Source organism: Streptomyces sp. NRRL F-5126, assembly GCF_000721265.1.
Classification (GTDB): Bacteria; Actinomycetota; Actinomycetes; order Streptomycetales; family Streptomycetaceae; genus Streptomyces.
On the sequence record NZ_JOFZ01000007.1, the window covers coordinates 74,776 to 99,465 of the forward strand.

A 24,690-nucleotide genomic window follows, 5' to 3' on the forward strand; every position below is an offset into this window, starting at 1 on the left:
GGGGAAGGCACATGCCGGTGGTGTGTGACCAAGAACGGGGCGCGGATTGCCGTTCGGGCTCGCTCTCCTGGCATCCGATCAGTAGCCTCGGCTCGAACACCGGGCCGGGCGAGAGGCCATGACCCGTGGCGGACACTCGTTGGAGACCTGGATGGAACGTCCCGCGTGGGCCCCGCAGGGCATCGACATACCGATGCCGGGCGTTTCCCGCATGTACGGCAACGACCTGGGCGGTTCGGACAACTTCGAGGCCGGCGCGGGGCGCACCGCGTGAGCGTCCCCCCGCCCGCGCCGGGCACCCACGACGAGGAAGCGCTCGAGGACAGGCTCCGGCGGTTCGCCACGATCTGGAGCCGCGCGGTCTTCCCGGCGTCCGCCACGTCGCTGACGCGCCCGGAGCTCGAAGAACACCTGCTGCCGCTGGCCAGGCAGATGCGGGAGGCGCTGCACGCCCGCCCGTTCGACACCGCCCCGGCCCACAGGACCGGCGCCGCACTCGTGGCCGCCCACTGCACCGACCCCGAGGCACTGGCCCGCACCCTCGGCGTCATCGACTCGTACCTCGTCCTCTACTGCGGCGGTGGCGACCTCGGGGGCGAGGAGAACAGGGCCAGGTGCGCCCGGCTCCAGCACGCACTCGCGGGCGGCTTCGCGCAGGCCCTGCGCGAGCGGACGCTCTCGGAGCAGGAGGCCATCGCACGGTCCGCGCTCACGGCGCGCTCCGACGCGGAGGAGGCGCTGCGCGCCACCGAGGCGCGGTTCCTCGCGGTCTTCGAGGGCGCGGCCATCGGCATCGGCATCGCCGACCTCGAAGGCAACATCCTGGAGGTCAACGACCGGCTCACCACGATGTTCGGCGGCCTCGAACACCACGTGCGCAGCCGCAGCGTGACCGAGTGGGTGCACCCGGAGGACAAGCCGCAGGTCTGGCGGATGCACGGAGAGCTGGTGCGCGGCGAGCGCGAGCACTTCAGCATCGAGAAGCCCTTCTACCGGGGCGACGGCACCGTCCTGTGGACGAACCTCACCGTCTCCCTGCTGCGGGACGCCGGGGGCGCGCCGCAGTACCAGCTGGTGCTGATCGAGGACACCACGGAGCGCCGCCTGCTCAACCTGCGACTGCGCTACGAGGCGACGCACGACGCGCTCACCGGGCTGCCCAACAGGACTCTCTTCTTCGAGCGCCTGGACAAGACGCTCGCGGCGGGTGACGGCGCCCGTTTCGGCCTGTGCTATCTGGACCTGGACGGCTTCAAGGCCATCAACGACAGCCTCGGCCACTCGTCGGGCGACCGGCTGCTCGTCGAGGTGGCCGACCGGCTGCAGAGCTGCGCCACCGGGCCCGGCGAGATGGTGGCACGGCTCGGCGGCGACGAGTTCGTCGCACTGACCACGGGTGCCGCCCTGACCACGGGGCAGGACACCGGGGAGGAAGCCCTGGAACTGGCCACCCGCATGCTGAACGCGCTCGGGTCCCCCGTCCGTCTCGACGGCCGGGAGTTCACCGTGCGGGGCAGCATCGGCATCGTGGAGGGCGTCGCCGCCGAACACACCGCGGCCGAGGTGCTGCGCAGCGCCGACATCACCATGTACCGGGCGAAGGCCGCGGGCGGCAACCGCTACGAGACGGCCGACCCCGAGTCGGACGAGCGCGCCATCACCCGGCACGGCCTGACGACGGCGCTGCCCGCCGCGCTCGAACGGGACGAGTTCTTCGTCGAGTACCAGCCACTCGTCCACCTCGGCGACGCCTCGGTGCACGGCGCCGAGGCCCTCGTGCGCTGGAACCACCCGCAGCACGGGATACTCGGACCCGACCGGTTCATCGCGCTGGCGGAGCGCACGGGGCTGATCGTGCCGCTCGGGCGCTGGGTCCTCGAACAGTCCGCGCGCCAGGCGAAGCAGTGGCTCGACGACCGCCCGCCGGGCGAGCGCGACCGTCCGCTGCGCGTCAACGTGAACCTGTCGCCCGCCCAGCTGCACCACCCGGCACTCGTGTCCGACACCGTCGACGTGCTGGACCGGGTCGGCCTGCCGCCGGGCGCCCTGTGCCTCGAAGTGACCGAGTCGGCGCTGATCGGCGCGGACGAGGACCTGCTCAAACCGCTGCGTCAGCTCGCCGAGATGGGCGTGCACATCGCACTCGACGACTTCGGCACCGGCTACTCCAACCTCGCCAACCTGCGCAGGCTGCCCGTCGGCGTGCTGAAGCTGGATCGTTCCTTCACCCAGGGCATGCAGCAGCACCCCGCGGACCCGGTGGACCTGAAGATCGTCGAGGGGATCGTCTCCCTCGCGCACAGCCTGGACCTGACGGTCACCGTGGAAGGCGTGGAGACCGGCGCCCAGGCCGACCATCTGCGCCGGCTCGGCTGCGACACCGCGCAGGGCTGGTACTACGCCCGCCCGGGCCCGCCGGAGCGCCTGCGCGAGCTGTCGCTGACGGACGCCGTGTAAGCGCTCTCAGCCGGGTCCGGCGGCCCGCTCGGACAGCCGGACCCCGTGGTCCGGGATGCGGCCCCGGGCGCGGGTGGCGCGGCGGTACCGATCCGGGCCGCGGCGCGGAGCCCGTATCCTCCCGCGCGACCGCGGGTGCCGGGGAGGGTCGCGCGGGGGCGGCCCCACACGGTCCGGGAGACGGGCACGGCGCGGGTGGCGCGGGATCGCGACGGCGGTCTGTGCCGGTCCGGCCGCGCCGCGGAGCCCGTATCTCCGGCGCGACAGCCGGTGGGATCGCGACGGCGGTCTGTGCCGGTCCGGGGCGCGGAGCCCGTATGCCTCGCGCGACCGCGAGGGTCGGCCCCACACGGTCCGGGATGCGCCCCGGGCGCGGGTGGCGCGTTGCCGCCGTGGCGGCGAGGGAGCAAGAAGGCGGTCGGTGCCGGTCCGGGCCGGGCCGCGGAGCCCGTATGCCCGGCTCAGTGCCCGTCGCCGGCCGGCGACGGGCGGGAGGCGAGCAGCAGTCGCTGGAGCTCGCGCGCCGCGCGCGGAGGTGCCACGTCGCTGCGGTGCGCCAGCGCGATCGTCCTGCGCAGCCCCGGCGGCGCCAGCGCCGTGACGCGCAGGTCGCGGCCCGCCCGCTCCGCGACCATGCTCGGCACGACGGCGACGCCGAGACCCGCCCGCACGAAGCCGAGCACCGCGTCCATCTCGCCGCCCTCCACGATGAACGACGGCTCGAACCCCTCGGCGTGGCACGCGGCGACCGTCAGCTCGCGCAGGTCGTAGCCGTGGCGGAACATCACGAGCGGCTCACCCTGCAGGTCCGCGATGCGCACCGGCCGCCGGGGCGCGGGGCCCGCGGCAGACGACACCACGACCAGGTCCTCCTGGAGCAGCTCGACCGTGGTCAGCGCGGGCGAGGGCGTCGGCAGCGGCAGGACCACCAGCGCCAGGTCAAGCCCGCCGCGCGCCAGCTCGCGCACCAGGTCGTGCGAGCCGCTCTCCTCGATGCGCAGCTCGATGCCCGGATGCAGGTCGTGGAAGGCGCGCAGCACGTCGGGCAGCAGGCCGGTGCACAGGCTCGGCGTGGCGCCCAGCCTGATCCGGCCGCGCCGCAGCTGCACCAGCTCCTGCACCTCCTGGCGCGCGGTGTCCGCGTCCGCCAGGATGCGCCGGGCCAGCGGCAGCAGCGCCTCACCCGCCTCGGTCAGCGCCACGTTGCCGCGAGCCCTGCTGAACAACGTGGCCCCCAGCTCGTGTTCGAGCGCACGGATCTGCTGGGACAGCGAGGGCTGCGACACGTGGACGTGCTCCGCGGCGCGCGTGAAGTGGCGCGTCTCGGCGACGGCGACGAAGTAGTGGAGCTGATGGAACTGCACCCGCTCATGATAGGCGCAGTCTATGGACATGAGCCAGACCATGTCTTGGACCTCTGGTGGGTCGCGGCCTTACGTTCACCCCATGGCTCTGGCTACGCGCACGGACAAGCGGCCTTCCCTGCCCAGAACGGTCTGGGACTCCACGGTCGGCAAGAAGACGGTGATGGCCGTCAGCGGCCTGCTCATGCTGGCCTACCTCGTGGCCCACATGTACGGGAACCTGAAGATCTTCTTCGGCCCCGGCACGTTCGACGGCTACGCGCACTGGCTGCGCGTCATGGGCGAGCCGCTCCTCCACTACGCGTGGGCGCTGTGGATCATCCGCGTCGTGCTGGCCGCGGCGGTCGTCGCGCACGCCGTCACCGCCTACCAGCTCAGCCGCCGCGACCGCGCCGCACGCCCCACCAAGTACGTGCACAGGAAGGCGCGCACCAGCTACGCGACCCGCACCATGCGCTGGGGCGGTGTGATCCTCGGCCTGTTCATCGTCTGGCACATCCTGGACCTCACCACCGGCACCGTGCAGCCGGGGTTCGTGCCCGGCCACCCGTACGCCAACGTCGTCGCGGCTTTCCACGAGTGGTGGAACGACGTCGTCTACATCGTCGCGATGCTCGCGCTCGGCCTCCACATCCAGCACGGCTTCTGGAGCGCGGCACAGACCCTCGGCGCGGGCAGCAAGGCCCGCGACCGCACCTTCAAGACCCTCGCGAACCTGCTGGCGCTCGTGCTGACGCTGGGATTCGTCGCCGTACCCGTCGCCGTCATGACCGGACTGGTGAGCTGACATGAACGAATACACCCGATACACCGCGGGCGAGCCCGTGGTGGACACCAAGGCCCCCGCCGGGCCCGTCGAGGAGCGCTGGAGCCGGCGTCGTTTCGAGGCCAAGCTCGTCAACCCCGCTAACCGCAGGGGGCGCACCGTCATCGTCGTCGGAACCGGCCTCGCCGGCGGCGCCGCCGGCGCCACGCTCGCCGAACAGGGCTACCACGTGGTGCAGTTCTGCTACCAGGACTCGCCGCGCCGCGCCCACTCCATCGCCGCGCAGGGCGGCATCAACGCGGCGAAGAACTACCGCAACGACGGCGACTCGATTTACCGCCTGTTCTACGACACCGTCAAGGGCGGCGACTTCCGCTCCCGCGAGTCCAACGTGCACCGCCTCGCCGAGGTGTCCGTCGAGATCATCGACCAGTGCGTCGCGCAGGGCGTGCCGTTCGCCCGCGAGTACGGCGGCCTGCTCGACACCCGCTCCTTCGGCGGTGTCCAGGTCTCCCGCACCTTCTACGCGCGCGGCCAGACGGGGCAGCAACTCCTGCTCGGCGCCTACCAGGCGCTCTCCCGCCAGATCGCGGCGGGCAACGTCGAGATGCACCCGCGCACCGAGATGCTCGACCTGATCGTCGCCGACGGCCGGGCCCGCGGCATCGTCGCCCGCGACCTGATCACCGGCGAGATCTCCACCTACTTCGCGGACGCCGTCGTGCTCGCCTCCGGCGGCTACGGCAACGTCTTCTACCTGTCGACCAACGCGAAGAACAGCAACGCGACCGCCGCCTGGCGCGCGCACCGCCGCGGCGCGTACTTCGCGAACCCCTGCTACACGCAGATCCACCCCACCTGCATCCCGCGCTCCGGCGACCACCAGTCGAAGCTGACGCTGATGAGCGAGTCGCTGCGCAACGACGGCCGCATCTGGGTCCCCAAGCAGCGTGGCGACGACCGGCCGCCGAACGAGATCCCCGAGGACGAGCGCGACTACTACCTGGAGCGCATCTACCCGTCCTACGGCAACCTCGTCCCGCGCGACATCGCCTCCCGCGCCGCGAAGAACGCCTGCGACGAGGGCCGCGGCGTCGGCCCGGGCGGCCAGGGCGTCTACCTGGACTTCGCCGACGCCATCCGGCGGATGGGCCGGGGCGCCGTGGAGGAGAAGTACGGCAACCTCTTCGAGATGTACGAGCGCATCACCGCGGAGAACCCCTACGAGGTCCCGATGCGCATCTACCCGGCGATCCACTACACGATGGGCGGGCTGTGGGTCGACTACGACCTCCAGACCACCGTGCCCGGCCTGTTCGCCATCGGCGAGGCCAACTTCTCCGACCACGGCGCCAACCGGCTCGGCGCGTCCGCGCTGATGCAGGGTCTGGCCGACGGCTACTTCGTCCTGCCGCCCTCGCTCGGCGACTACCTGGCGCGCAACCCGGGCCTCGCGCCGCTGGACGACGACCACCCCGCGGTCGCCGAGGCCGTCGCCGAGACCGAGGACCGGCTCCGGCTGCTGCTGTCCGTCGACGGCGACCGCACCCCCGACTCCTTCCACAAGGAGATCGGCGAACTGCTGTGGGAGCTGTGCGGCATGGCGCGCACCGACGAGGGGCTGCGCAAAGCCCTCGACCGCATCCCCCAGATCCGCGAGGAGTTCTGGCGCCGGATCAAGGTCCCCGGCACCGGCGACGAGCTCAACCAGGCCCTGGAGAAGGCCAACCGCGTCGTCGACTACCTGGAACTCGCAGAACTGCTCTGCCTCGACGCGCTGCACCGCACGGAGTCGTGCGGATGCCACTTCCGCGAGGAGTCCCAGACCGGCACGGGCGAGGCCGCACGCAAGGACGAGGAGTTCAGCTACGCCGCGGCCTGGGAGTTCACCGGCACCGGCACGGCACCCGTCCTGCACAGGGAAGACCTCGCCTTCGAATACGTCCACCCCACCCAGCGGAGCTACGCATGAGGCTCACCCTGCGCATCTGGCGGCAGGCGAACGCCGGCGCCGACGGCGCCATGGCAACCTACGAGATCGACGGCATCACCGAGGACATGTCCTTCCTCGAGATGCTCGACGCGCTCAACGAGAAGCTCATCCTGGCGGGCGACACCCCCGTCGCCTTCGACCACGACTGCCGCGAGGGCATCTGCGGTGCCTGCGGCGTCGTCATCAACGGCGACGCGCACGGCCCCGAGCGCACCACCACCTGCCAACTGCACATGCGGCACTTCGACGACGGCGACACCATCGACGTCGAGCCGTGGCGCGCCGGGGCGTTCCCCGTCGTCAAGGACCTCGTCGTGGACCGCTCGGCGTTCGACCGGATCATCGGCTCGGGCGGCTACGTCACCGCGCCGACCGGCGCGGCGCCCGAGGCGCACGCGACGGCGGTGCCCAAGCCGGCCGCGGACTCCGCCTTCGAGCACGCCGAGTGCATCGGCTGCGGCGCCTGCGTCGCGGCGTGCCCCAACGGCGCGGCCATGCTGTTCACGTCGGCGAAGGTCAACCACCTGAACGTGCTGCCGCAGGGGGCCCCGGAGCGCGAGACCCGCGTGCTCGACATGGTGGCGCGGATGGACGAGGAGGGGTTCGGCGGCTGCACCCTGGCAGGCGAGTGTGCGACGGCCTGCCCCAAGGGCATCCCCCTGACGTCCATCACCTCGATGAACAGGGAGTGGCTGAGGGCCACCCGCAAGGCCGGCCGCTGAGCGGGACCGCCGCGGCGCGCCACCCGTTCGGAGCAGTCGCGCGTGAGCGGCGCGCCGGCCGGCCGCGCCGCCGGTCGGACGCCGCCCGGTACCCCCTAACGGGCGGTTCGGTGCACCGGACGGCCCTGTCCGCTTCGCTCCTCGCGCGATCATGACTTCCACTGGAGGTCAGACGGCCCCACTCGGGTGAGCCGTGCCCGCCTTCATGGCGGCTTCCGAAGGAGTCCGGATGAAGAAAACCGCTGTGAGAGCTGCCGCCATGGTGGCGGCCGCTCTCTTCGCGTCGACGGCGACCGCCTGTTCGAGCAGCGGCTCGTCCTCGCACCACAAGGGGGACACGGCCGAGCACGTCAAGGCCGCGGCCGACAGCGCCTCCCCGTCGTCGTCCATGTCCGCCGGCATGAAGGACGCCGCGGCGACCATCATGACGAGCAAGGTGCCGGGACTCGGCGAGATCCTCGTGGACGGCAAGGGCCACACGCTCTACATGTTCGCCAAGGACACGACGGACAAGTCGATGTGCACGGGCTCGTGCGCCAAGGCGTGGCCGCCGGCCATCGTGACGGCCACGCCGAAGGCCGGGACCATGTCCGCCTCGCCGACCATGTCCGAGACGATGTCGCCCACCGCGTCGGCTTCGGCGTCGAAGCCGGCCTCGCCGAGCCCGTCGTCGTCCGGCATGGTCAAGGAGTCGCTGCTCGGCACGGTCAAGCGCAGCGACGGCACGCTCCAGGCCACCTACGACAAGCACCCGCTCTACTACTTCGCCGAGGACAAGAAGGCGGGCGACGCGCTCGGCCAGGGGTCGACGGCCTTCGGCGCGAAGTGGTACGTGCTGGACGCCCAGGGCCAGCGCGTCACGGCGATGCCGACGAACAGCGCGAGCCCGAGCAGCACCGGCAGCCCCACCTCGACCGCGTCGCCGACGAGCGGCAGCAGCGGCAGCCAGTACTGACGCCGCCCGTGGGCCCCTCGGGGCCCACGCCTGTGCCGGGGCCCCCGGACGCGACCGGCGTCCGGGGGCCCCGCGGCATGTCGCACGGCCGCCACGATGTCAACACAGCATTGACATGCGGGCTTCTGAAGGCCCGTTCGGGGGCGCATCCGGGCATCGCCGCCCGCGGCCGGCGACGGACGGCGGGGGACGCGCGCCCCGGCACGCTTCCGTGCCCTCTGCCTGTCTCACCGCATGGACGTGATCTGCGTCATGGCGAGCTGCTGCGCTGACCTGCCGTTTCGACCAGTGCGTCCCGGATGGGCGGGATGCGCGTGACGGCCGTGACGGCCGGGCATCCGTTCGAGCTATCTACACGACATATGGAAGTCATATGGAGGAGATAGATTACTTGCATCAACCAACGTTCCGCGTTCGCGCGCGCCGCGGGTGGCACGCGTTCGCGCACGCGAAGGAGTCAGGACATTGTGGGTATGAGCCGAACAACCGCAGCACAGCCGTCGCGGACCGGCCCCGGCGAGCGCTACAAGTGGATCGCGCTGTCGAACACCACGCTCGGCGTGCTGATGGTGATGATCAACCAGTCGATCGTGCTGATCGCGCTCCCCGACATCTTCCGCGGAATCGACCTGAACCCGCTCGACCCCGGGAACACCAGCTACCTGCTGTGGATGCTGATGGGTTTCATGGTGGTAACGGCCGTCCTGGTGGTGACGTTCGGCAGGCTGGGTGACATGTTCGGCCGCGTCCGCATGTACAACATGGGCTTCGCGGCCTTCACCATATGTTCGATCGCGCTCTCGCTCACGTACTTCAACGGCAGCGCGGGCGCCCTGTGGCTGATCGGCTGGCGCATCGCGCAGGGCATCGGCGGCGCGCTGCTGTTCGCCAACTCGACGGCGATCCTCACCGACGCCTTCCCCACGCGCCAGCGCGGCACGGCGCTCGGCATCAACTCGATCGCCGCCATCGCGGGATCCTTCATCGGCCTGATCCTCGGCGGTGTGCTCGCGCCGGTCAACTGGAAGCTGATCTTCCTGGTGTCCGTGCCGTTCGGCATCTTCGGCACCGTGTGGGCATACCTCAAGCTGCACGACACCGGCGTGCGGGTGCACGCCAAGATGGACTGGTGGGGCAACATCACCTTCGGCATCGGCCTGATCGCCGTGCTGGTGGGCATCACCTACGGCATCCAGCCCTACGGTTCCTCCACGATGGGCTGGGGCAACCCGATGGTGCTGGCCGCTCTCATCGGCGGTGTAGTTGTCTTGGGCATCTTTGTGTGGATCGAGCGCACCGTCGAGCAGCCGCTGTTCCGGCTCTCGCTCTTTCGGCTGCGCGCCTTCACCGCGGGCAACATCGGCAGCCTGATGATGGCCCTCGGACGCGGTGGCCTGCAGTTCATGCTGATCATGTGGCTCCAGGGGATCTGGCTGCCGCTGCACGGTTACAGCTTCGAGAAGACACCACTGTGGGCCGGCATCTACATGATCCCGCTGACCGTGGGCTTCCTGCTGTCCGCGCCGCTGTCCGGCTGGCTCTCCGACCGGTTCGGGGCCCGCATGTTCACCGTCGGCGGTGCCGTCGTCACCGGGGGCGGTTTCGTCGCGCTGATGGTGCTGCCGACGAACTTCAACTACTGGCTCTTCGCCGTGCTGCTGTTCGTCAACGGCCTCGGCTCCGGCCTCTTCGCGTCCCCCAACAGGGCCGAGATCATGAACTCGCTGCCCGCCGACGCGCGCGGCGTCGGCGCGGGCATGGGCGCGACGTTCCAGAACTCCGCCTCCGTGCTGTCCATCGGCATCTTCTTCAGCCTGATGATCGCCGGCCTCTCGCACACGCTGCCGAGCGCCATGCACTCGGGCCTCGTCCACCAGGGCGTGCCGGAGAACGTGGCCTCCGGTGTCTCGCAGCTGCCGCCCATCGCGGTGCTGTTCGCCGCTTTCCTCGGCTACAACCCGTTCCAGCAGTTGCTCGGCGACCAGCTGAAGAACCTGCCCGATCACGGCGCGTCCATCACCAGCAAGCAGTTCTTCCCCGACCTGATCTCCGGCCCCTTCCACTCGGGCCTCGTCGTCGCGTTCTGGTTCGCGATCGCCGCCTGCGCCGTCGCGGTGGTCTCCTCCCTGCTGACGGGCAGGCTCGGCCGCGCACACGGCGTCGTCCCGCCCGAGCCGCTCGGTGAGGAGCTGGCCGCCGTCTCGGGCGAGGCCGGGCTCGCCATGACCGAACTCGTCGTCCCGGAGGGCGAGAGCGTCAGCGGCGAGGCGGCGGGCGCCCGCAAGAATCCGGTCGATTGATCCTCGGGCCGTTCACGGCACCCGGCATGCGCGAGGTGCGCGTGCCGGGTGCACGGGTGACGCCCCTGACGTCGAAGCCGCCGGAACCCTGCCGTCCACCGTCGATTTTCTGACGTTTCCGTGACCCCGCCAAGGGCACTCTTGTGCGAGCGGAAACGAGTGGCCTTAGGTTGGACCGGAGCGCTTGGCCCCGACCGGGCCGGCGCCACTTCGGCCTCGACAGGAGGACCCGGCCATGTCACCCGACGACGTCGCAGGTGGGCGCGGTGCGCTCACCGAGGAGGAAGCGGAAGCGCTGCTCGACGGCATCTGCTTCAAGACGGGCCCGCCCCGCACCGTGGGGGTAGAACTGGAATGGCTCGTTCACGACCGTCACGACCCCGAACGACCGGTACCGGCCCACCGCCGCGCAACCGCGTTCGAGCAGCTGCGGGCAGTACCGCTCGCTTCCGCACTCACCTTCGAACCCGGCGGCCAGCTGGAGCTCAGCTCGCCGCCCGCCGCGTCCCTGACGGAATGCATATCCACCGTCGGCGCGGACCTCCACGCCGTACGCGCACATCTGCGCGATGCCGGCCTCGCGCTCGCAGGATACGGCCAGGACCCCTGGCACCATCCCGACCGCATCCTCCACGCTCCCCGCTACGACGCGATGGAGGCGTACTTCGACAGATCCGGCACCACGGGCCGCGACATGATGCGCACCACCGCCTCCGTGCAGATCTGCCTCGACGCGGGCCACGAGGAGCCCGGGCCGCTCGGCCACGGGCGCCGCTGGCACCTCGCCCACCTGCTGGGCGCCGTCCTCGTCGCCGCGTTCGCGAACTCGCCGATGCGGCGCGGCCGCGCCACCGGCTGGCGCTCCACCCGCCAGGCAGTGTGGACGAAACTCGACCCCGGGCGCACCACCGCCCCCGCGGGCGGCCGCGACCCCCGCGTCGCCTGGACGGCCTACGCCCTGGACGCGCCCGTCATGTGCGTCAGGGCGCCCGACGGCCCCTGGGACGTGCCGGAAGGGCTGACCTTCCGCGACTGGATCAGGCGCGGACTGCCGCGCCCACCGGACAGGTCCGACCTCGAATACCACATCACCACGCTGTTCCCGCCGGTCAGGCCGCGCGGCCACCTGGAGCTGCGGATGATCGACGCCCAGCCGGGCGACAACGGCTGGATCGTGCCCCTCGCCGTGACCACGGCGCTGTTCGACGACCCGGAGGCGGCGGAGACCGTCTACCGCGCCGTCAAGCCGCTCGCCGAGACGGCCGGGCCGCTGCCCCCGCCCGGCAACCTCCTCTGGCTGAACGCCGCGCGCCACGGCATGGCAGACCCGGAACTGCGCACGACGGCCGCCGCCTGCTTCACGACCGCCCTTGAGGCCCTGCCGCGCATCGGCGTCGCGCGGGCCGTCCAGGACGCCGTCGCCGACTTCACCGACCGCTACGTCCTGCGCGGGCGATGTCCCGCCGACGACGTGCGCGTCCCCGAACCCGAGAAGGACCTCCGCTGATGACCGACCGACCCGCCGAGAAGCCGAAGAGCGCTCATGGCGCCACCGCACGGGCCGCTCAGGAACAGGGCGCCGCGGCGCTGCGCGACCGCGCCGTGGCCACGCTCACCAGGGCCCGCGACCGCACCGCACTGCTGACGTCCTGCGTCGACGAGCAGGACCTCACCGCACAGCACTCGCCCCTCATGTCGCCGCTCGTGTGGGACCTCGCCCACATCGGCAACCAGGAGGAGCAGTGGCTGCTGCGCACCGTGGGCGGCCGGGACGCGGTGCGCCCCGACATCGACTCCATCTACGACGCCTTCGAGCACCCGCGCTCCGAACGCCCCACGCTGCCGCTGCTGCCGCCCGCCGAGGCGCGCGCCTACGCCGCCGACATCCGCGACCGCGTACTCGACGTCATCGAGCGCACGCCGCTGCACGACGGGACGCCCCTGCTCGACGCGGGGTTCGCCTACGGCATGATCGCGCAGCACGAGCAGCAGCACGACGAGACCATGCTCATCACGCACCAGCTCCGCAGGGGCCCGGCCGTCCTGCACGCGCCCGAACCGCCCGCCCGCGACACGGGCGGCGCCACCGCGCTCCCCACCGAGGTGCTCGTGCCCGCCGGCCCCTTCACCATGGGCACCTCCACGGAGCCGTGGGCACTCGACAACGAGCGCCCCGCGCACCAGCGGCTCGTGCCCGCCTTCCACATCGACACCGTGCCCGTCACCAACGGTGCCTACCGCGCGTTCGTCGAGGACGGCGGCTACGAGGACGAGCGCTGGTGGGCGCCGCGCGGCTGGGCGCAGATCCGCGAGCACTCCATCGGCGCCCCGCTGTTCTGGCGGCGCGACGGCGGCGGCTGGCTGCGCCGCCGCTTCGGCAGCGTCGAGCCCGTACCCGACGACGAGCCGGTGCTGCACGTCAGCTGGTACGAGGCCGACGCCTACGCCCGGTGGGCCGGCCGGCGCCTGCCGACCGAGGAGGAGTGGGAGAAGGCCGCACGCCACGACCCCGCCACCGGCGAGACCCGCCGCTACCCGTGGGGCGACGCGGACCCGGCGCCGGAACACGCCAACCTGGGCCAGCGCCACCTCAGGCCCGCCCGCGCGGGCAGCTACCCGGCCGGCGCCTCGCCGCTCGGCGTGCGGCAGCTCATCGGCGACGTCTGGGAGTGGACGTCGAGCGACTTCCTGCCCTACCCGGGCTTCCGGGTCTTCCCGTACCCGGAGTACTCGCAGGTGTTCTTCGGCGGCGACTACAAGGTGCTGCGCGGCGGCTCCTTCGCGGTCGACGCGGTCGCCTGCCGCGGCACGTTCCGCAACTGGGACCTGCCGGTGCGCCGGCAGATATTCTCCGGCTTCCGCACTGCCCGGGACGCCTGATGTGCCGCCACCTTGCCCGCCTCGGGCCGACCGTGCCGCTCGGCGACGTGCTCGTCGCCCCGGAGCACTCCCTGTACACCCAGTCCTGGGCGCCCAGGCACCAGCTCCACGGCACGGTCAACGCCGACGGCTTCGGTGTCGGCTGGTACGCGCAGGACGACCCCGTGCCCGCCCGCTACCGGCGCGCCGGGCCGATCTGGGCCGACCTCGGCTTCGCCGACCTCGCCCGTGTGGTGCGCACGGGCGCCCTGCTCGCGGCCGTGCGCGACGCCACCGTGCCGGGCGCCGACGGTGAGGCCGCGGCCGCGCCGTTCGCCGCAGGACCCTGGCTGTTCAGCCACAACGGCGCGGTGGGGGAGTGGCCGGACAGCCTCGCGCCGCTCGCCCTCACGCTGCCTGCGCAGGAACTGCTCGGCCTCGCCGCGGGCAGCGACTCCGCGCTGGTCTGGGCGCTGGCCCTGCACCGCCTGCGGGCAGGCGACGCGCTCGGCCAGGCACTGGCCGACACTGTCCGCGACGTGGCCGGGGCCGCGCCGTCCTCCCGCCTCAACCTGCTGCTCACCGACGGCGCGGCCGTTGCCGCGACGGCGTGGGGCGACACCCTCTGGTACCTGCACGAGCCCGGCCACCGCGCGGTGGTGGCCTCGGAGCCCTACGACGACGACCCCCGCTGGCGCGAGGTCCCCGACCACACCCTCCTCGTGGCGACCCGCGCCGACGTGACGCTCACCCCCCTCAAGGAGCCACCCGCGTGAGCCCTTACACCGTGACCCGGACCCTGCCCGAGGACGCCACAGGAGCGGCGCTGCGCGCCGACGTGCGCGCCGGCCTGACCGCGACCCCCAAGTCCCTGCCGCCCAAGTGGTTCTACGACGCGCGCGGCAGCGAACTCTTCGAGGAGATCACCCGGCTGCCCGAGTACTATCCGACCCGCGCGGAGCGGGAGATCCTCGCGGGCCGAGCCGCCGAGATCGCCCGGGCCACCGGCGCCCGCACGCTCGTCGAACTCGGCTCCGGATCGTCCGAGAAGACCCGCCACCTGCTCGACGCGCTGACCGGGGCGAACGGGCTGCGCGACTACGTGCCGGTCGACGTGAGCGAGAGCGCGCTGACCGGGGCCGCCGAGGCGCTCCTCGCCGACCGCCCGGACTTGCGCGTGCACGCCCTCATCGCCGACTTCACCCGGAGCGTCGAGCTGCCGCCGACCGAGGGGCCGCGGCTCGTGGCGTTCCTCGGCGGCACCATCGGCAACCTGCTGCCCGCCGAGCGCGCCCGCTTCCTCACCGCGGTCCGCGCGCTGCTCGCGGTGGGCGACACGCTGCTGCTCGGCACGGACCTCGTGAAGGACGAGGCGGTGCTCGTGCGCGCCTACGACGACGAATCCGGCGTGACCGCCGAGTTCAACAAGAACGTGCTGGCCGTCGTCGACCGCGAGCTCGGCGCCGACTTCGACCCGCGCGACTTCGACCACGTGGCCCTGTGGGACCGCGAGAACGAGTGGATCGAGATGCGGCTGCGTGCCCGGCGCGCCCTCACGGTCAAGGTGCCCGAGCTCGATCTCGTCGCCCACTTCGAGCCGGGGGAGGAGATGCGCACGGAGATCTCGGCGAAGTTCCGCCCCGAGGGCGTCGACGCCGAGCTGACCGCGGCCGGGTTCACCCCGGCGCGCCGGTGGACGGACGAGGCGGGCCGCTTCGCGCTCTGCCTGGCGACGGCCGTCTGACCCGTCACCGCGGACACGGAGCCGGCATCGCCCATCCGGGCGAGGCCGGCTCTCGCGCGTCGGCGCGAGGCAGCCGTCGCCGGCGGGCCTCCGCACGGCGTTGACACCGCGCGGCGTCCGGGCGGAGACTCGTCGAGCCACGTTGTGAACGAGTGTTCGCACAGCGCACAACCGAGCGCGCCGACCCCGGTGGCGGGAGAGAGCCGAGATCCATGAGCCTGCGCGATGTCTATGTCGTCGACGCCGTACGAACCCAGGTGGGCAGGTTCGGGGGCGGCCTCGCCCGCGTGCGCCCCGACGACCTCGCCGCCCACGTGGTGAAGGCGCTCGTGGACCGCACCCCGGCCCTCGACCCGGCGCGGATCGACGATGTCGTGCTCGGCGACGCGAACGGCGCGGGGGAGGACAACAGGAACGTCGCCAGGATGGCCGCGCTTCTCGCGGGACTCCCGGTGTCCGTGCCGGGCGTCACCGTCAACCGGCTGTGCGGCTCGGGCCTCGAAGCCGTCATCCAGGCCGCGCGCGCCGTCGCGCTCGGCGACGCGTCCGTGGTCCTCGCCGGCGGCGTCGAGTCGATGAGCCGCGCCCCCTGGGTGGTGCAGAAGCCGGAGCGTGCCTTCCCCGCGGGCCACCAGCAGCTCTGGTCGACCACGCTCGGCTGGCGCATGACGAACCCGGCGATGCCCCCCGAGTGGACCGTGGCCCTCGGGGAGAGCGCCGAGCAGATCGCCGACAAGCACGCCATCACCCGCGAGCAGCAGGACGCGTTCGCCCTGGACAGCCACCGCAAGGCCGCCGACGCGTGGAGCGCCGGGCTGTACGACGGCGAGGTCGTGCCGTACCCCGGCACCGACCTCGCGCGCGACGAGTCCGTCCGGGACTCCACGTCCATGGAGGCACTCGCCAAGCTGAAGCCCTCGTTCCGCACCGACGGCACCGGGCGCGTCACCGCCGGCAACTCCTCGCCGCTCAACGACGGCGCGGCCGCGCTGCTCCTCGTGGACGAGGACGGGCTGCGCGAGACCGGCCGCGAGCCGCTGGCCAGGATCAGGACGTCCGCCGTCACCGGCGTCGAGCCCAACCTCTTCGGGCTCGGACCCGTCGAGGCCGTGCACCGCGCCCTGGCGCGCGCGGGCAGCACGTTCGCCGACCTGACCACGTTCGAACTCAACGAGGCGTTCGCCGCCCAGTCGCTCGGCTGCCTCGCCGAGTGGCCCGAACTCGACCCGGCGATCGTCAACCCGCGCGGCGGCGCCATCGCCATCGGCCACCCACTGGGCGCGTCGGGGGCACGCATCGCAGGCTCCGTCGCCCACCAGCTCGCGGCGGCCGGTTCGGGCACCGGGCTCGCCGCCCTGTGCATCGGCGTGGGCCAGGGCCTCGCCCTCGTCCTCGAGCGCTGAGCGAAGGGGCCGCGGACCATGCGCACCACCGTGGGAATCATCGGCGCGGGCCCGGCCGGGCTGCTGCTGGCCCGGCGCCTGCACCTCGCGGGCGTCGACTGCGTCGTCCTGGAGAACCGCGATCGCGCCTACATCGAGGCGCGGCAGCGTGCGGGACTGCTGGAGCAGGGCACCGTCGACGCGCTGCGCGAGGCCGGCGCCGGGGCGAGGCTGGACACGGAGGGCCTCGAACACCACGGCGTCGAGTTGCGCTTCGACGGGGTGTCCCACCGTGTCGACTTCGCCGCGCTCGCGGGCCGCAGCGTGACGGTCTACGCGCAGACCGAGATCGTCAAGGACCTCGTGGCCCTGCAACTCGCCGACGGGCCACCGCTGCTGTTCGGCGCCGAGGCCCTCGCCGTCGAGGGCGCGGACGGCGATCGTCCCAGCGTCCGCTACCGGCAGGACGGCCGCGAAGCGGTGCTGGAGTGCGACTGGGTCGCGGGGTGCGACGGCTTCCACGGCGTGGCGCGCGCCGCGATACCGGCGGCCCTGCGCACCACGCACGAACGGGACTACCCGTTCTCGTGGCTCGGCATCCTCGCCGACGCCGCCCCGTCGAGCGACGAACTCGTCTACGCACGCGGCGAGAGAGGCTTCGCCCTCCTGAGCATGCGCTCGCCCACCGTCTCCCGGCTCTACCTCCAGGTGCCCCATGGCACCGACCCGGGCGACTGGTCCGACGAGCGGATCTGGGACGAGCTCGACACGCGCCTCGCTTGCGGCTCCGACCCGTCCTGGCGGCTGCGGCGCGGCGCCGTGACGGCCAAGAGCGTCACGCCCATGCGCAGCTTCGTCGGCGAGCCCATGAGGTACGGACGCCTGCTGCTCGCCGGGGACGCCGCGCACATCGTGCCGCCGACCGGGGCGAAGGGGCTCAACCTCGCCGTCTCCGACGTACGGCTGCTCGCCCGCGCCTTCGAGGAGTTGCACCGCACCGGCTCCATGCGCCTGCTCGACGCCTACCCGGCCACCGCGCTTCACCGCGTCTGGCAGGCCACGCGCTTCTCGTACGACATGACGACGATGCTCCACGTGCCCGAAGGGCAGAGCGGCTTCGACCGGCGCATCGAACTGGCCCGCCTGCACCGCATCGCGGCCTCGCGCGACGCCTCCGCCGAACTCGCCGCTCTCTACACCGGCCTGCCCCTCGAGTGAACCCGCTCCGCCGCACCACCGACCCGCCAGCCAAGGAGAGCGCCGTGACCCTGCTCGACCCGAACACCTGGCAGCCCGTGCCCCTGACGGGCGGCGACATGCCCGTGGTGGAGCCCGCCACGGGCGAGACGCTCGCGACCGTCTCCCTGGCGGCGCCGACCGACGTGGCGGCCGCCGCGCGCGCAGCGGACAAGGCGCGCCGCGACTGGGCGAGGACCCCCGGTTTCCTGCGGGCGGCCGTGCTGCGCAAGGCCGGCGACCTGTTCGCCGCGCACGCACAGGAGCTGCGTACATGGCTGGTCAGGGAGTCGGGCTCCGTCCCCGGCAAGGCCGACTTCGAACTGCACGTGGCCGCTCAGGAGTGCTACGAGGCCGCCGCGCTCGCCACGCGCCCCACAGGTCAGGTCCTCGCGGGCGAGGAGCAGCGGCGCTCCTTCACCCGCCGGGTGCCGGCGGGCACGGTCGGGGTGATCGCGCCCTTCAACGCCCCGCTGATCCTCTCCATCAGGTCGGTCGCCCCCGCGCTCGCGCTCGGCAACGCGGTCGTCCTCAAGCCCGACCCGCGCACCGCTGTCTGCGGCGGCCTCGCCCTCGCCGCGGTCTTCGCGGCCGCGGGGCTGCCGGAGGAGCTCCTGCACGTCGTGCCGGGCGGCGCCGCGGTCGGCCAGGCCCTCGTCGCCGACGCGTCGGTGCCCGTCCTGTCCTTCACGGGATCCACGGCAGCGGGGCGGGCCGTCGGCGAGAGCGCGGGGCGGCTGCTCAAACGCGCCCACCTGGAGCTGGGCGGGAACTCCGCGCTCGTCGTGCTCGAGGACGCCGACGTCGAGGCGGCCGTCGCCCAGGGCAGCTGGGGCTCGTACTTCCACCAGGGCCAGATCTGCATGACGACGGGCCGCCACCTCGTGCACGCCTCGCTCTACGACGCCTACGTCGAGGCGCTCGCGGCCAAGGCGGACTCCCTCGCCGTCGGCGACCCGTACCGCGACCAGGTCCACCTGGGCCCGCTCATCGACGCGGGCCAGCGCGTCAAGGTGCACGGCCTGGTGGAGTCGAGCACGGCCGGCGGCGCGCGCCTCGTGACCGGCGGCACCTATGAGGAGCTGTTCTACCGGCCCACCGTCATCGCCGGAGCCGGCGACCGCACGCCCGCCTACGCCGAGGAGGTGTTCGGGCCCGTCGCGCCCGTACGCCCGTTCACCAGCCTGGACGAGGCGGCGGCGCTCGCCGCCGACTCCGCTTACGGGCTCTCGCTCGGCGTCGTCACCCGTGACACGGCGCGCGGGCTGGCGCTCGCCGACCGCATCCCGACCGGGATCGCCCACATCAACGACCAGACCGTGAACGACGAGGCGACGGCTCCCTTCGGCGGCGTGGCCGCATCCGGCACGGGGGCGCGCTTCGGCGGCGACGCCAACCTGGAGGCGTTCACCGAGCTGCGCTGGACGACGGTACGCGAAAGCCCGGCCGCGCATCCGTTCTGAAAGCGCGGCCGGGCTCGTCCCGAAGCGGCCACCGCCCCGCGGTGGTGGGTGGTTCAGGCGGCGATCACTCGGCGGTCTCGGTCTTCTCCTTGGCCTCCGCCTCGGCGATGGACTTGCGGACCTCGTCCATGTCCAGCGCCCTGGCCTGGCCGATCACGTCCTCCAGCGCCGCCTCCGGCAGGGCTCCCGGCTGGGCGAAGACCGCGACGTTGTCGCGCACGATCATCAGGGTCGGGATGGAGCTGATGTCGAACGCGGCCGCGAGCTCCTGCTGGGCCTCCGTGTCGACCTTCGCGAAGACGAGGTCCTCGTGGCGCTCGGAGGCCTTCTCGTAGACCGGGGCGAACTGGCGGCAGGGACCGCACCAGGAAGCCCAGAAGTCGATCAGAAGGAAGTTGTTCTCCGACACTGTCTGGTCGAAGTTCTCCTTCGTGAGTTCCATCGTGGCCATGGCCTGATTACCTCTTCCTGTTTCCGGTTCAGCCGCTTCGGACAACGGTGTGCGCCGAGGGCGTATTCCTGCCGCCCCTTCCCCCTGATCGTCTGGCCATGCCGCCGTACGCCCAGCAGACTGAGCGCATGACGCAAGCAATGGAGTACGACGTCGTCGTGGTGGGTGCGGGACCGGTCGGGGAGAACGTGGCGGACCGTGCGCGGGCCGCCGGCCTCAGCGTGGCGATCGTGGAGAGTGAACTGGTGGGCGGGGAGTGCTCGTACTGGGCCTGCATGCCGAGCAAGGCGCTGCTGAGGCCGGTGATCGCACGGGCCGACGCCCGCAAGATCCCGGGCCTGCGAGCGGCCGTGCAGGGACCGCTCGACGTCCCCGCCGTGCTGGCCAACCGGGACGCGTTCACCTCGAACTGGAAGGACGACGGCCAGGTCGAGTGGGTGAACGGCATCGGCGCCGACCTCCACCGGGGCCACGGCAGGCTGGCGGGCACGAAGCGGGTCGGCGTCACCACGCCCGAGGGCCGCGAGGTCATCCTCACCGCGCGCCACGCCGTCGCCGTCTGCACCGGCAGCAGGGCCGCCGTGCCCGGCCTGCCGGGCGTCGCGGGTGCCGGCGTCTGGACGAGCCGGGAGGCGACGAGCTCTCCCCGCGTGCCCGGCCGCCTCGTCATCGTCGGAGCCGGCGTCGTCGGCAGCGAGATGGCCACGGCCTACCAGGCGCTCGGCTCGAAGGTCACCCTGCTGATCCGGGGCGGCAGGCCGCTGCCCGGCATGGAGCCGTTCGCCGGCGAACTCGTCGCCGACGCGCTCACCGAGGCCGGGGCCGTCGTGCGGACCAACTCGTCCGCCGCGTCCGTCGAACGCGACGGCGCGGAGGGCCCGGTCACCGTCGTCCTGGAGACCGGCGAGCGCATCGAGGCGGACGAGGTCCTCTTCGCCACCGGCCGCGCCCCGCGCAGCGAGGACATCGGTCTGGAGAGCGTCGGGCTGACGCCGGGGCAGTGGCTGGACGTGGACGACACCCTGCGCGTCGACGGGCACGACTGGCTGTACGCGGTGGGCGACATCAACCACCGCGCGCTCATGACCCACCAGGGCAAGTACCAGGCGCGCGTGGCGGGCGACGCCATCGCGGCGCGTGCGCAGGGCGTCCCGCTGCTGGAGACCGACCGGTGGGGCATGCACGCGGCCACCGCCGACCACGCCGCCGTCACGCAGGTGGTCTTCACCGACCCGGAGGTCGCCACCGTCGGCCCCACCCTGGAACAGGCCGAGCGCGCCGGGCTGCGGGTGCGGGCGGTTGACCAGGACATGGGCGCGGTCGCGGGCGCCGCGCTGTACGCCGACGGGTACACCGGCCGCGCGCGCATGATCGTCGACCTGGACCGCGAGATCGTGGTGGGCGTGACGTTCGCCGGCCCCGGAGCGGGCGAGCTGCTGCAGTCGGCGGCCGTCGCGGTGGCCGGTGAGGTCCCGATCGACCGCCTGTGGCACGCGGTCCCGCCGTACCCGACGATCAGCGAGGTCTGGCTGCGCCTGCTCGAGGCGTACCGCGGCTGACGCCGCGCACGGCACCGCACCGCGCGGGTGTGCTCCGCGCGGTGCGGAAATCCGTGCGGAGATCTGTCATGCAATACCGGGCGGATTCTGTCCTCTACCGGTCATAGCGTGAGGTCACACGACCACTTCAGACGCACGGAGCAGACCAATGAACTTCGCATCGACCCGCATCATCACCGCCGACGTCGCCCGGCTCGCCGACTTCTACGAGCGCGTCACCGGCGTACGGGCGAACCGGTACACCGAGGACTTCGCCGAACTCGTCACCGACTCGGCCACGCTCGCCATCGGCTCGACCCGCACCGTCCCGCTGTTCGCACCGGGCAGCGCCGAGCCGGCCGCCAACCGCAGCGTCATCATCGAGTTCTTCGTCGAGGACGTGGACAGCGCCCACCGCGACCTGGCGGGCTTCGTCGAGGAGTTCGTCAAGGAGCCCACCACGATGCCCTGGGGGAACCGCGCACTGCTGTTCCGCGACCCGGACGGCAACCTGGTCAACCTCTTCACCCCGGTCACCCCTGAGGCCATCGAGAGGTTCGCCCGCTAGGGCCGGTCGGGGCCTGCCGCGAGGATCCGGTGCCGGCCTCGGCCGCGTGCCTGCTCGTGCGGTGGCTGAACATCGTCGCGACCATGCCGAGGACGCGGGCGATCAGCCCCGTCTCGCTGCCGGCGAAGCCGCACAGCGGTGACGCGGCACTGAAGCGCGCGACACCATTGCAGGAGCAGCCCGCCGAACGGGATCACGTGTGCTCTGGTCGATGACGATCATCATCTGTCCGCAGCAGAGCACCGCGAGCGCCCACCACGGTGATCTGCTTCCTTCCTGCGCGGCCCCGCCCATGACGCGTCCCGTGCGGGCGGAGGAAGGCACCCTTGCTGTGCCGGAGTCACCCCGGTGTGACTCCGGGGGCGGCACGTCAGCGGCGCGCCGCGGGTGCGCCGGTCCCTACGGCCGCCGCCTCGCGGGGCCCCGCGCCCGTACGTGCCCACCGCCCGGCGATGACCGAGCACACCACCAGCTGCATCTGGTGGAACATCATGAGCGGCACCACGGCCGGGCCCGCGCCGGGGCCGAACAGCACGGCGGCCATCGGAACCCCGTTGACCAGGCTCTTCTTCGAGCCCGCGAACACCACCGTGATCCGGTCCTCGCGCGGGAAGCCGAGCACCCGCCCGAGCAGCGACGTCGTCCCGAGCGCGGCTGCCAGCAAGGACGCCTCCACCACGGCGAGCAGCAGCAGCCGCGCGATCGGCACCCGCTCCCACACACCGCCCACGACGCCCGCGGAGAACGCGTTGTACACGACCAGGAGCACGGCCCCGCGGTCGACGCGGCCCAGCCCCCGTCTGTGGCGGGCGACGGCCGCGCCGATCCGGCCGCGAGCCAACTGGCCCAGCAGGAACGGCAGGACGATCTGTGTGCACAGCCCCGCGACCCGCCCGGGCGAGAACGGTGCCTGACCGCCGATGAGCAGCGCCGCGAGTGCCGGGGTGGCGACCATCCCGAGGAGGCTGGAGTAGGTGCCGGCGCACACGGCGGCGGAGACGTTGCCGCCGGCGATCGACGTGAACGCGATCGACGACTGCACCGTCGAGGGCACCAGGCACAGGAAGAGGAACCCCGTGTAGAGCTGCGGGCCGAGCACCGCGGGCACCAGCAGCCGCCCGGCCACACCGGCCAGCGGGAACATCACGAACGTGCTCGCCACGATGGCCAGGTGCAGCCGCCAGTGGCGCAGCCCGGCCACCGCCTCGGCGGTGCTCAGCCGCGTGCCGTACAGGAAGAACACCAGGCCGACGGCCGTGTCCGTCACACCGCCCGCCACCGTCGCCGCCGTACCGCGCACCGGCCACAGCGTGGCGCACAGCACCGCTGCGAGCAGGGCGGCGACGTACGGGTCCACGCGCAACGGCACACGGCCCGCGCGCCGGCCGGGGCCGTCCTCGCGCGCAGGGCGCGCGGGGAGCCCGGGCCGCGTCACGGCACCCGCACCGCGTCGGCCGCGCCGGCTCTCGTCCCGTCGTCGGTCTCGTCGAGCCAGGACCGCACCGAGTCGTTGTGCTGGCCGAGTGTGGGCGGCGGCAGATGACGGGTCCTGCCGCCGCCGTCGAACCGCCACGGCATACCCGGCAGCGTGATGGGCCCGAGCGTGGCGTGCTCGACCCGGACCGCGAGCCCCTGCTGCCTGGTCTGCTCCCAGGCGTAGACCTCGTCGATCGTGCGGACCCGTCCCGCCGGCACGCCGGCCTCCGCGAGCCGTTCGAGCCACACATCGGCGGGTGGCCGCCGCACCACACCCGCCGGCTCGGCGGGCGCCCACCGCAGCACGCCCTCGAGTTCGGCGGCCAGTTCGGCGCGCCGCCCGACCCGGTCGGCGTTGGTGGCGTACCGGGGATCGTCGGCCGCGAGACCGGTGACGGACGCGACCGCCTGCCACAACTTCTCGCTCCCCGCGGCGATCTGGATCGCCCCGTCCGCGCAGCGGAAGAGCCCGTAGGGGGCGATCGACGGATGCTGGTTGCCGGTGGCCTCCGGCACCTGCCCCGCGACGGTCCAGCGGGTCCCCTGGAAGCTGTGCACCCCGATCATGGCCGACAGGAGCGATGTGCGCACCACTCGCCCGCGGCCCGTGCGAGCGCGGTCCAGCAGAGCCGCCAGCACGCCGCTGACCCCGAAGATGCCCGCGAGCAGGTCCGCGATCGGCACACCGCACTTCGTGGGAGCGCCCGGCTCGCCCGTGAGGCTCATCAGCCCCGCCTCGCCCTGGGCGATCTGGTCGTAACCCGGGCGGTCCCCGTGCGGACCGCCGTGGCCGAACCCGCTGATGGAGAGGATCACAAGCCCGGGATTGAGCAGGTGCAGCCGTTCGGCCCCGTAGCCGAGGCGGTCCAGGGTTCCGGGCCGGAAGTTCTCGACCAGCACGTCCGCGCGCCGCACGAGGCGGCGCACGAGCGCCCTGCCCTCCGGGCTCCTCAGGTCGGCGGCCACGGACTCCTTGTTGCGGTTGCAGGCGAGGAAGTAGGTGGACTCGGTCTCCACCGCCCCGCCGGACGGCGGCGAGACGAACGGAGGCCCCCAGCCGCGGGTCTCGTCACCGCCGGGCGCCTCGACCTTGATCACACGTGCGCCGAGGTCGCCCAGCATCATCGCGGCGTGCGGCCCCGCGAGTGCGTGCGAGAGGTCGAGGACGAGCCGGCCGTCGAGCGGGCCCTGCCCGCTGGTCACTGCGTCAGGCATGAAAGGACTCCCGGGTGTACGTGGCGGCGGTCGGGCGGTGTGGTGTGACGCGGCGCTCGCGGCGTCACACCGGGCCGCCGGTGGGACCGTGTGCCGCGAACCTAAGTGCCCGGGGATGAGCGCTGCCTCCCGCGCGGGTTAACGGATCTTCACCTTCCCGGGTGTGAAGCGACGATGAGCCGGTACGGGCGGCGTACCGCC

Annotated in this window: 20 protein-coding genes; 16 read left to right on the forward strand and 4 right to left on the reverse strand. The window is 72.6% G+C overall.

The features are described from left to right. The first annotated feature begins 151 nt into the window (after positions 1-151). Together IH48_RS37055 and IH48_RS0116585 are read left to right on the forward strand one after the other, a co-directional pair. The gene (locus IH48_RS37055; RefSeq protein ID WP_267885317.1) at positions 152-274 is read left to right on the forward strand and encodes a hypothetical protein; all 123 of its coding nucleotides are present in this window, start codon (positions 152-154) and stop codon (positions 272-274) included. Next, positions 271-2,457 (forward strand): putative bifunctional diguanylate cyclase/phosphodiesterase, encoded by a 2,187-nt coding sequence (locus tag IH48_RS0116585; RefSeq protein ID WP_030904358.1) that lies wholly within the window; start codon positions 271-273, stop codon positions 2,455-2,457. The genes IH48_RS37055 and IH48_RS0116585 overlap by 4 nt, the downstream gene beginning before the upstream one ends. Before the next feature lie 461 nt (positions 2,458-2,918). On the opposite strand, the gene IH48_RS0116590 is transcribed toward IH48_RS0116585, so the two are convergent. Next, positions 2,919-3,821: a LysR family transcriptional regulator gene (locus IH48_RS0116590; protein WP_030904360.1), complete on the reverse strand. Its 903-nt coding sequence runs from the start codon at positions 3,819-3,821 to the stop codon at positions 2,919-2,921. Positions 3,822-3,903: 82 nt separating this feature from the next. Here IH48_RS0116590 and IH48_RS0116595 point away from each other — a divergent pair, with 82 nt between their 5' ends. The 12 genes from IH48_RS0116595 (at position 3,904) to IH48_RS0116650 (ending at position 19,241) form a co-directional block, all read left to right on the forward strand. Further along, positions 3,904-4,608: a succinate dehydrogenase cytochrome b subunit gene (locus IH48_RS0116595; RefSeq protein WP_051839920.1), complete on the forward strand. Its 705-nt coding sequence runs from the start codon at positions 3,904-3,906 to the stop codon at positions 4,606-4,608. Between the two features lies 1 nt (position 4,609). Continuing rightward, on the forward strand, positions 4,610-6,559 hold the full coding sequence (locus IH48_RS0116600; protein ID WP_030904373.1) for a fumarate reductase/succinate dehydrogenase flavoprotein subunit: 1,950 nt from the start codon (positions 4,610-4,612) through the stop codon (positions 6,557-6,559). Further along, positions 6,556-7,302, forward strand: coding sequence for a succinate dehydrogenase/fumarate reductase iron-sulfur subunit (locus tag IH48_RS0116605; protein ID WP_030904375.1), 747 nt, complete (start codon positions 6,556-6,558; stop codon positions 7,300-7,302). Before IH48_RS0116600 ends, IH48_RS0116605 begins: the two co-directional genes overlap by 4 nt. A gap of 229 nt (positions 7,303-7,531) precedes the next feature. After that, the gene (locus IH48_RS33400; RefSeq protein ID WP_158710313.1) at positions 7,532-8,257 is read left to right on the forward strand and encodes a hypothetical protein; all 726 of its coding nucleotides are present in this window, start codon (positions 7,532-7,534) and stop codon (positions 8,255-8,257) included. 473 nt (positions 8,258-8,730) lie between these two features. Further along, positions 8,731-10,557 carry an MFS transporter gene (locus tag IH48_RS0116615; protein WP_051839924.1) on the forward strand — a complete coding sequence of 609 codons (1,827 nt, stop codon included), beginning with the start codon at positions 8,731-8,733 and terminating at the stop codon, positions 10,555-10,557. A 235-nt stretch (positions 10,558-10,792) separates the two neighbouring features. Continuing rightward, on the forward strand, positions 10,793-12,064 hold the full coding sequence (gene egtA, locus IH48_RS0116620) for an ergothioneine biosynthesis glutamate--cysteine ligase EgtA (protein ID WP_030904381.1): 1,272 nt from the start codon (positions 10,793-10,795) through the stop codon (positions 12,062-12,064). After that, positions 12,064-13,437 (forward strand): ergothioneine biosynthesis protein EgtB, encoded by a 1,374-nt coding sequence (gene egtB / locus IH48_RS0116625; protein WP_078849790.1) that lies wholly within the window; start codon positions 12,064-12,066, stop codon positions 13,435-13,437. The genes egtA and egtB overlap by 1 nt, the downstream gene beginning before the upstream one ends. Further along, a complete protein-coding gene (gene egtC / locus IH48_RS0116630) occupies positions 13,437-14,192 on the forward strand; it encodes an ergothioneine biosynthesis protein EgtC (RefSeq protein WP_030904384.1) in 756 nt (251 codons plus the stop codon). The genes egtB and egtC overlap by 1 nt, the downstream gene beginning before the upstream one ends. Further along, on the forward strand, positions 14,189-15,160 hold the full coding sequence (gene egtD / locus IH48_RS0116635) for an L-histidine N(alpha)-methyltransferase (protein WP_030904386.1): 972 nt from the start codon (positions 14,189-14,191) through the stop codon (positions 15,158-15,160). The genes egtC and egtD overlap by 4 nt, the downstream gene beginning before the upstream one ends. A gap of 212 nt (positions 15,161-15,372) precedes the next feature. Next, positions 15,373-16,563, forward strand: coding sequence for a thiolase family protein (locus tag IH48_RS0116640; protein ID WP_030904388.1), 1,191 nt, complete (start codon positions 15,373-15,375; stop codon positions 16,561-16,563). Between the two features lie 18 nt (positions 16,564-16,581). After that, positions 16,582-17,760 carry a 4-hydroxybenzoate 3-monooxygenase gene (locus IH48_RS0116645; RefSeq protein ID WP_030904389.1) on the forward strand — a complete coding sequence of 393 codons (1,179 nt, stop codon included), beginning with the start codon at positions 16,582-16,584 and terminating at the stop codon, positions 17,758-17,760. A gap of 44 nt (positions 17,761-17,804) precedes the next feature. Next, a complete protein-coding gene (locus tag IH48_RS0116650; RefSeq protein ID WP_030904399.1) occupies positions 17,805-19,241 on the forward strand; it encodes an aldehyde dehydrogenase family protein in 1,437 nt (478 codons plus the stop codon). 64 nt (positions 19,242-19,305) lie between these two features. On the opposite strand, the gene trxA is transcribed toward IH48_RS0116650, so the two are convergent. After that, on the reverse strand, positions 19,306-19,692 hold the full coding sequence (trxA, locus tag IH48_RS0116655) for a thioredoxin (protein ID WP_030904402.1): 387 nt from the start codon (positions 19,690-19,692) through the stop codon (positions 19,306-19,308). A 128-nt stretch (positions 19,693-19,820) separates the two neighbouring features. On the opposite strand from trxA, the gene IH48_RS0116660 reads away from it, so the two are divergent. Both IH48_RS0116660 and IH48_RS0116665 read left to right on the forward strand, forming a co-directional pair. Then, positions 19,821-21,251 (forward strand): dihydrolipoyl dehydrogenase family protein, encoded by a 1,431-nt coding sequence (locus IH48_RS0116660; protein ID WP_030904403.1) that lies wholly within the window; start codon positions 19,821-19,823, stop codon positions 21,249-21,251. Between the two features lie 148 nt (positions 21,252-21,399). Continuing rightward, a complete protein-coding gene (locus IH48_RS0116665) occupies positions 21,400-21,798 on the forward strand; it encodes a VOC family protein (RefSeq protein ID WP_030904404.1) in 399 nt (132 codons plus the stop codon). 370 nt (positions 21,799-22,168) lie between these two features. Here IH48_RS0116665 and IH48_RS0116670 read toward each other — a convergent pair whose 3' ends face one another. Together IH48_RS0116670 and IH48_RS0116675 are read right to left on the reverse strand one after the other, a co-directional pair. After that, a complete protein-coding gene (locus tag IH48_RS0116670) occupies positions 22,169-23,167 on the reverse strand; it encodes a bile acid:sodium symporter family protein (RefSeq protein ID WP_030904405.1) in 999 nt (332 codons plus the stop codon). Between the two features lie 62 nt (positions 23,168-23,229). Then, positions 23,230-24,489, reverse strand: a complete 1,260-nt coding sequence (locus IH48_RS0116675) for a CaiB/BaiF CoA transferase family protein (RefSeq protein WP_030904406.1) — start codon at positions 24,487-24,489, stop codon at positions 23,230-23,232. Between the last annotated feature and the right edge of the window lie 201 nt (positions 24,490-24,690).

Bases quoted from the DNA above. Each gene is read 5' to 3' on its own strand.
- egtB (WP_078849790.1), top strand. From the start codon at position 12,064: ATGACCGACCGACCCGCCGAGAAGCCGAAGAGCGCTCATGGCGCCACC.
- IH48_RS0116660 (WP_030904403.1), top strand. From the start codon at position 19,821: ATGACGCAAGCAATGGAGTACGACGTCGTCGTGGTGGGTGCGGGACCG.
- egtC (WP_030904384.1), top strand. From the start codon at position 13,437: ATGTGCCGCCACCTTGCCCGCCTCGGGCCGACCGTGCCGCTCGGCGAC.
- IH48_RS0116640 (WP_030904388.1), top strand. From the start codon at position 15,373: ATGAGCCTGCGCGATGTCTATGTCGTCGACGCCGTACGAACCCAGGTG.
- trxA (WP_030904402.1), bottom strand. From the start codon at position 19,692: ATGGCCACGATGGAACTCACGAAGGAGAACTTCGACCAGACAGTGTCG.
- IH48_RS33400 (WP_158710313.1), top strand. From the start codon at position 7,532: ATGAAGAAAACCGCTGTGAGAGCTGCCGCCATGGTGGCGGCCGCTCTC.
- IH48_RS0116605 (WP_030904375.1), top strand. From the start codon at position 6,556: ATGAGGCTCACCCTGCGCATCTGGCGGCAGGCGAACGCCGGCGCCGAC.
- IH48_RS0116645 (WP_030904389.1), top strand. From the start codon at position 16,582: ATGCGCACCACCGTGGGAATCATCGGCGCGGGCCCGGCCGGGCTGCTG.
- IH48_RS0116615 (WP_051839924.1), top strand. From the start codon at position 8,731: ATGAGCCGAACAACCGCAGCACAGCCGTCGCGGACCGGCCCCGGCGAG.
- IH48_RS0116675 (WP_030904406.1), bottom strand. From the start codon at position 24,489: ATGCCTGACGCAGTGACCAGCGGGCAGGGCCCGCTCGACGGCCGGCTC.
- IH48_RS0116600 (WP_030904373.1), top strand. From the start codon at position 4,610: ATGAACGAATACACCCGATACACCGCGGGCGAGCCCGTGGTGGACACC.
- IH48_RS0116595 (WP_051839920.1), top strand. From the start codon at position 3,904: ATGGCTCTGGCTACGCGCACGGACAAGCGGCCTTCCCTGCCCAGAACG.
- IH48_RS37055 (WP_267885317.1), top strand. From the start codon at position 152: ATGGAACGTCCCGCGTGGGCCCCGCAGGGCATCGACATACCGATGCCG.
- egtA (WP_030904381.1), top strand. From the start codon at position 10,793: ATGTCACCCGACGACGTCGCAGGTGGGCGCGGTGCGCTCACCGAGGAG.
- IH48_RS0116665 (WP_030904404.1), top strand. From the start codon at position 21,400: ATGAACTTCGCATCGACCCGCATCATCACCGCCGACGTCGCCCGGCTC.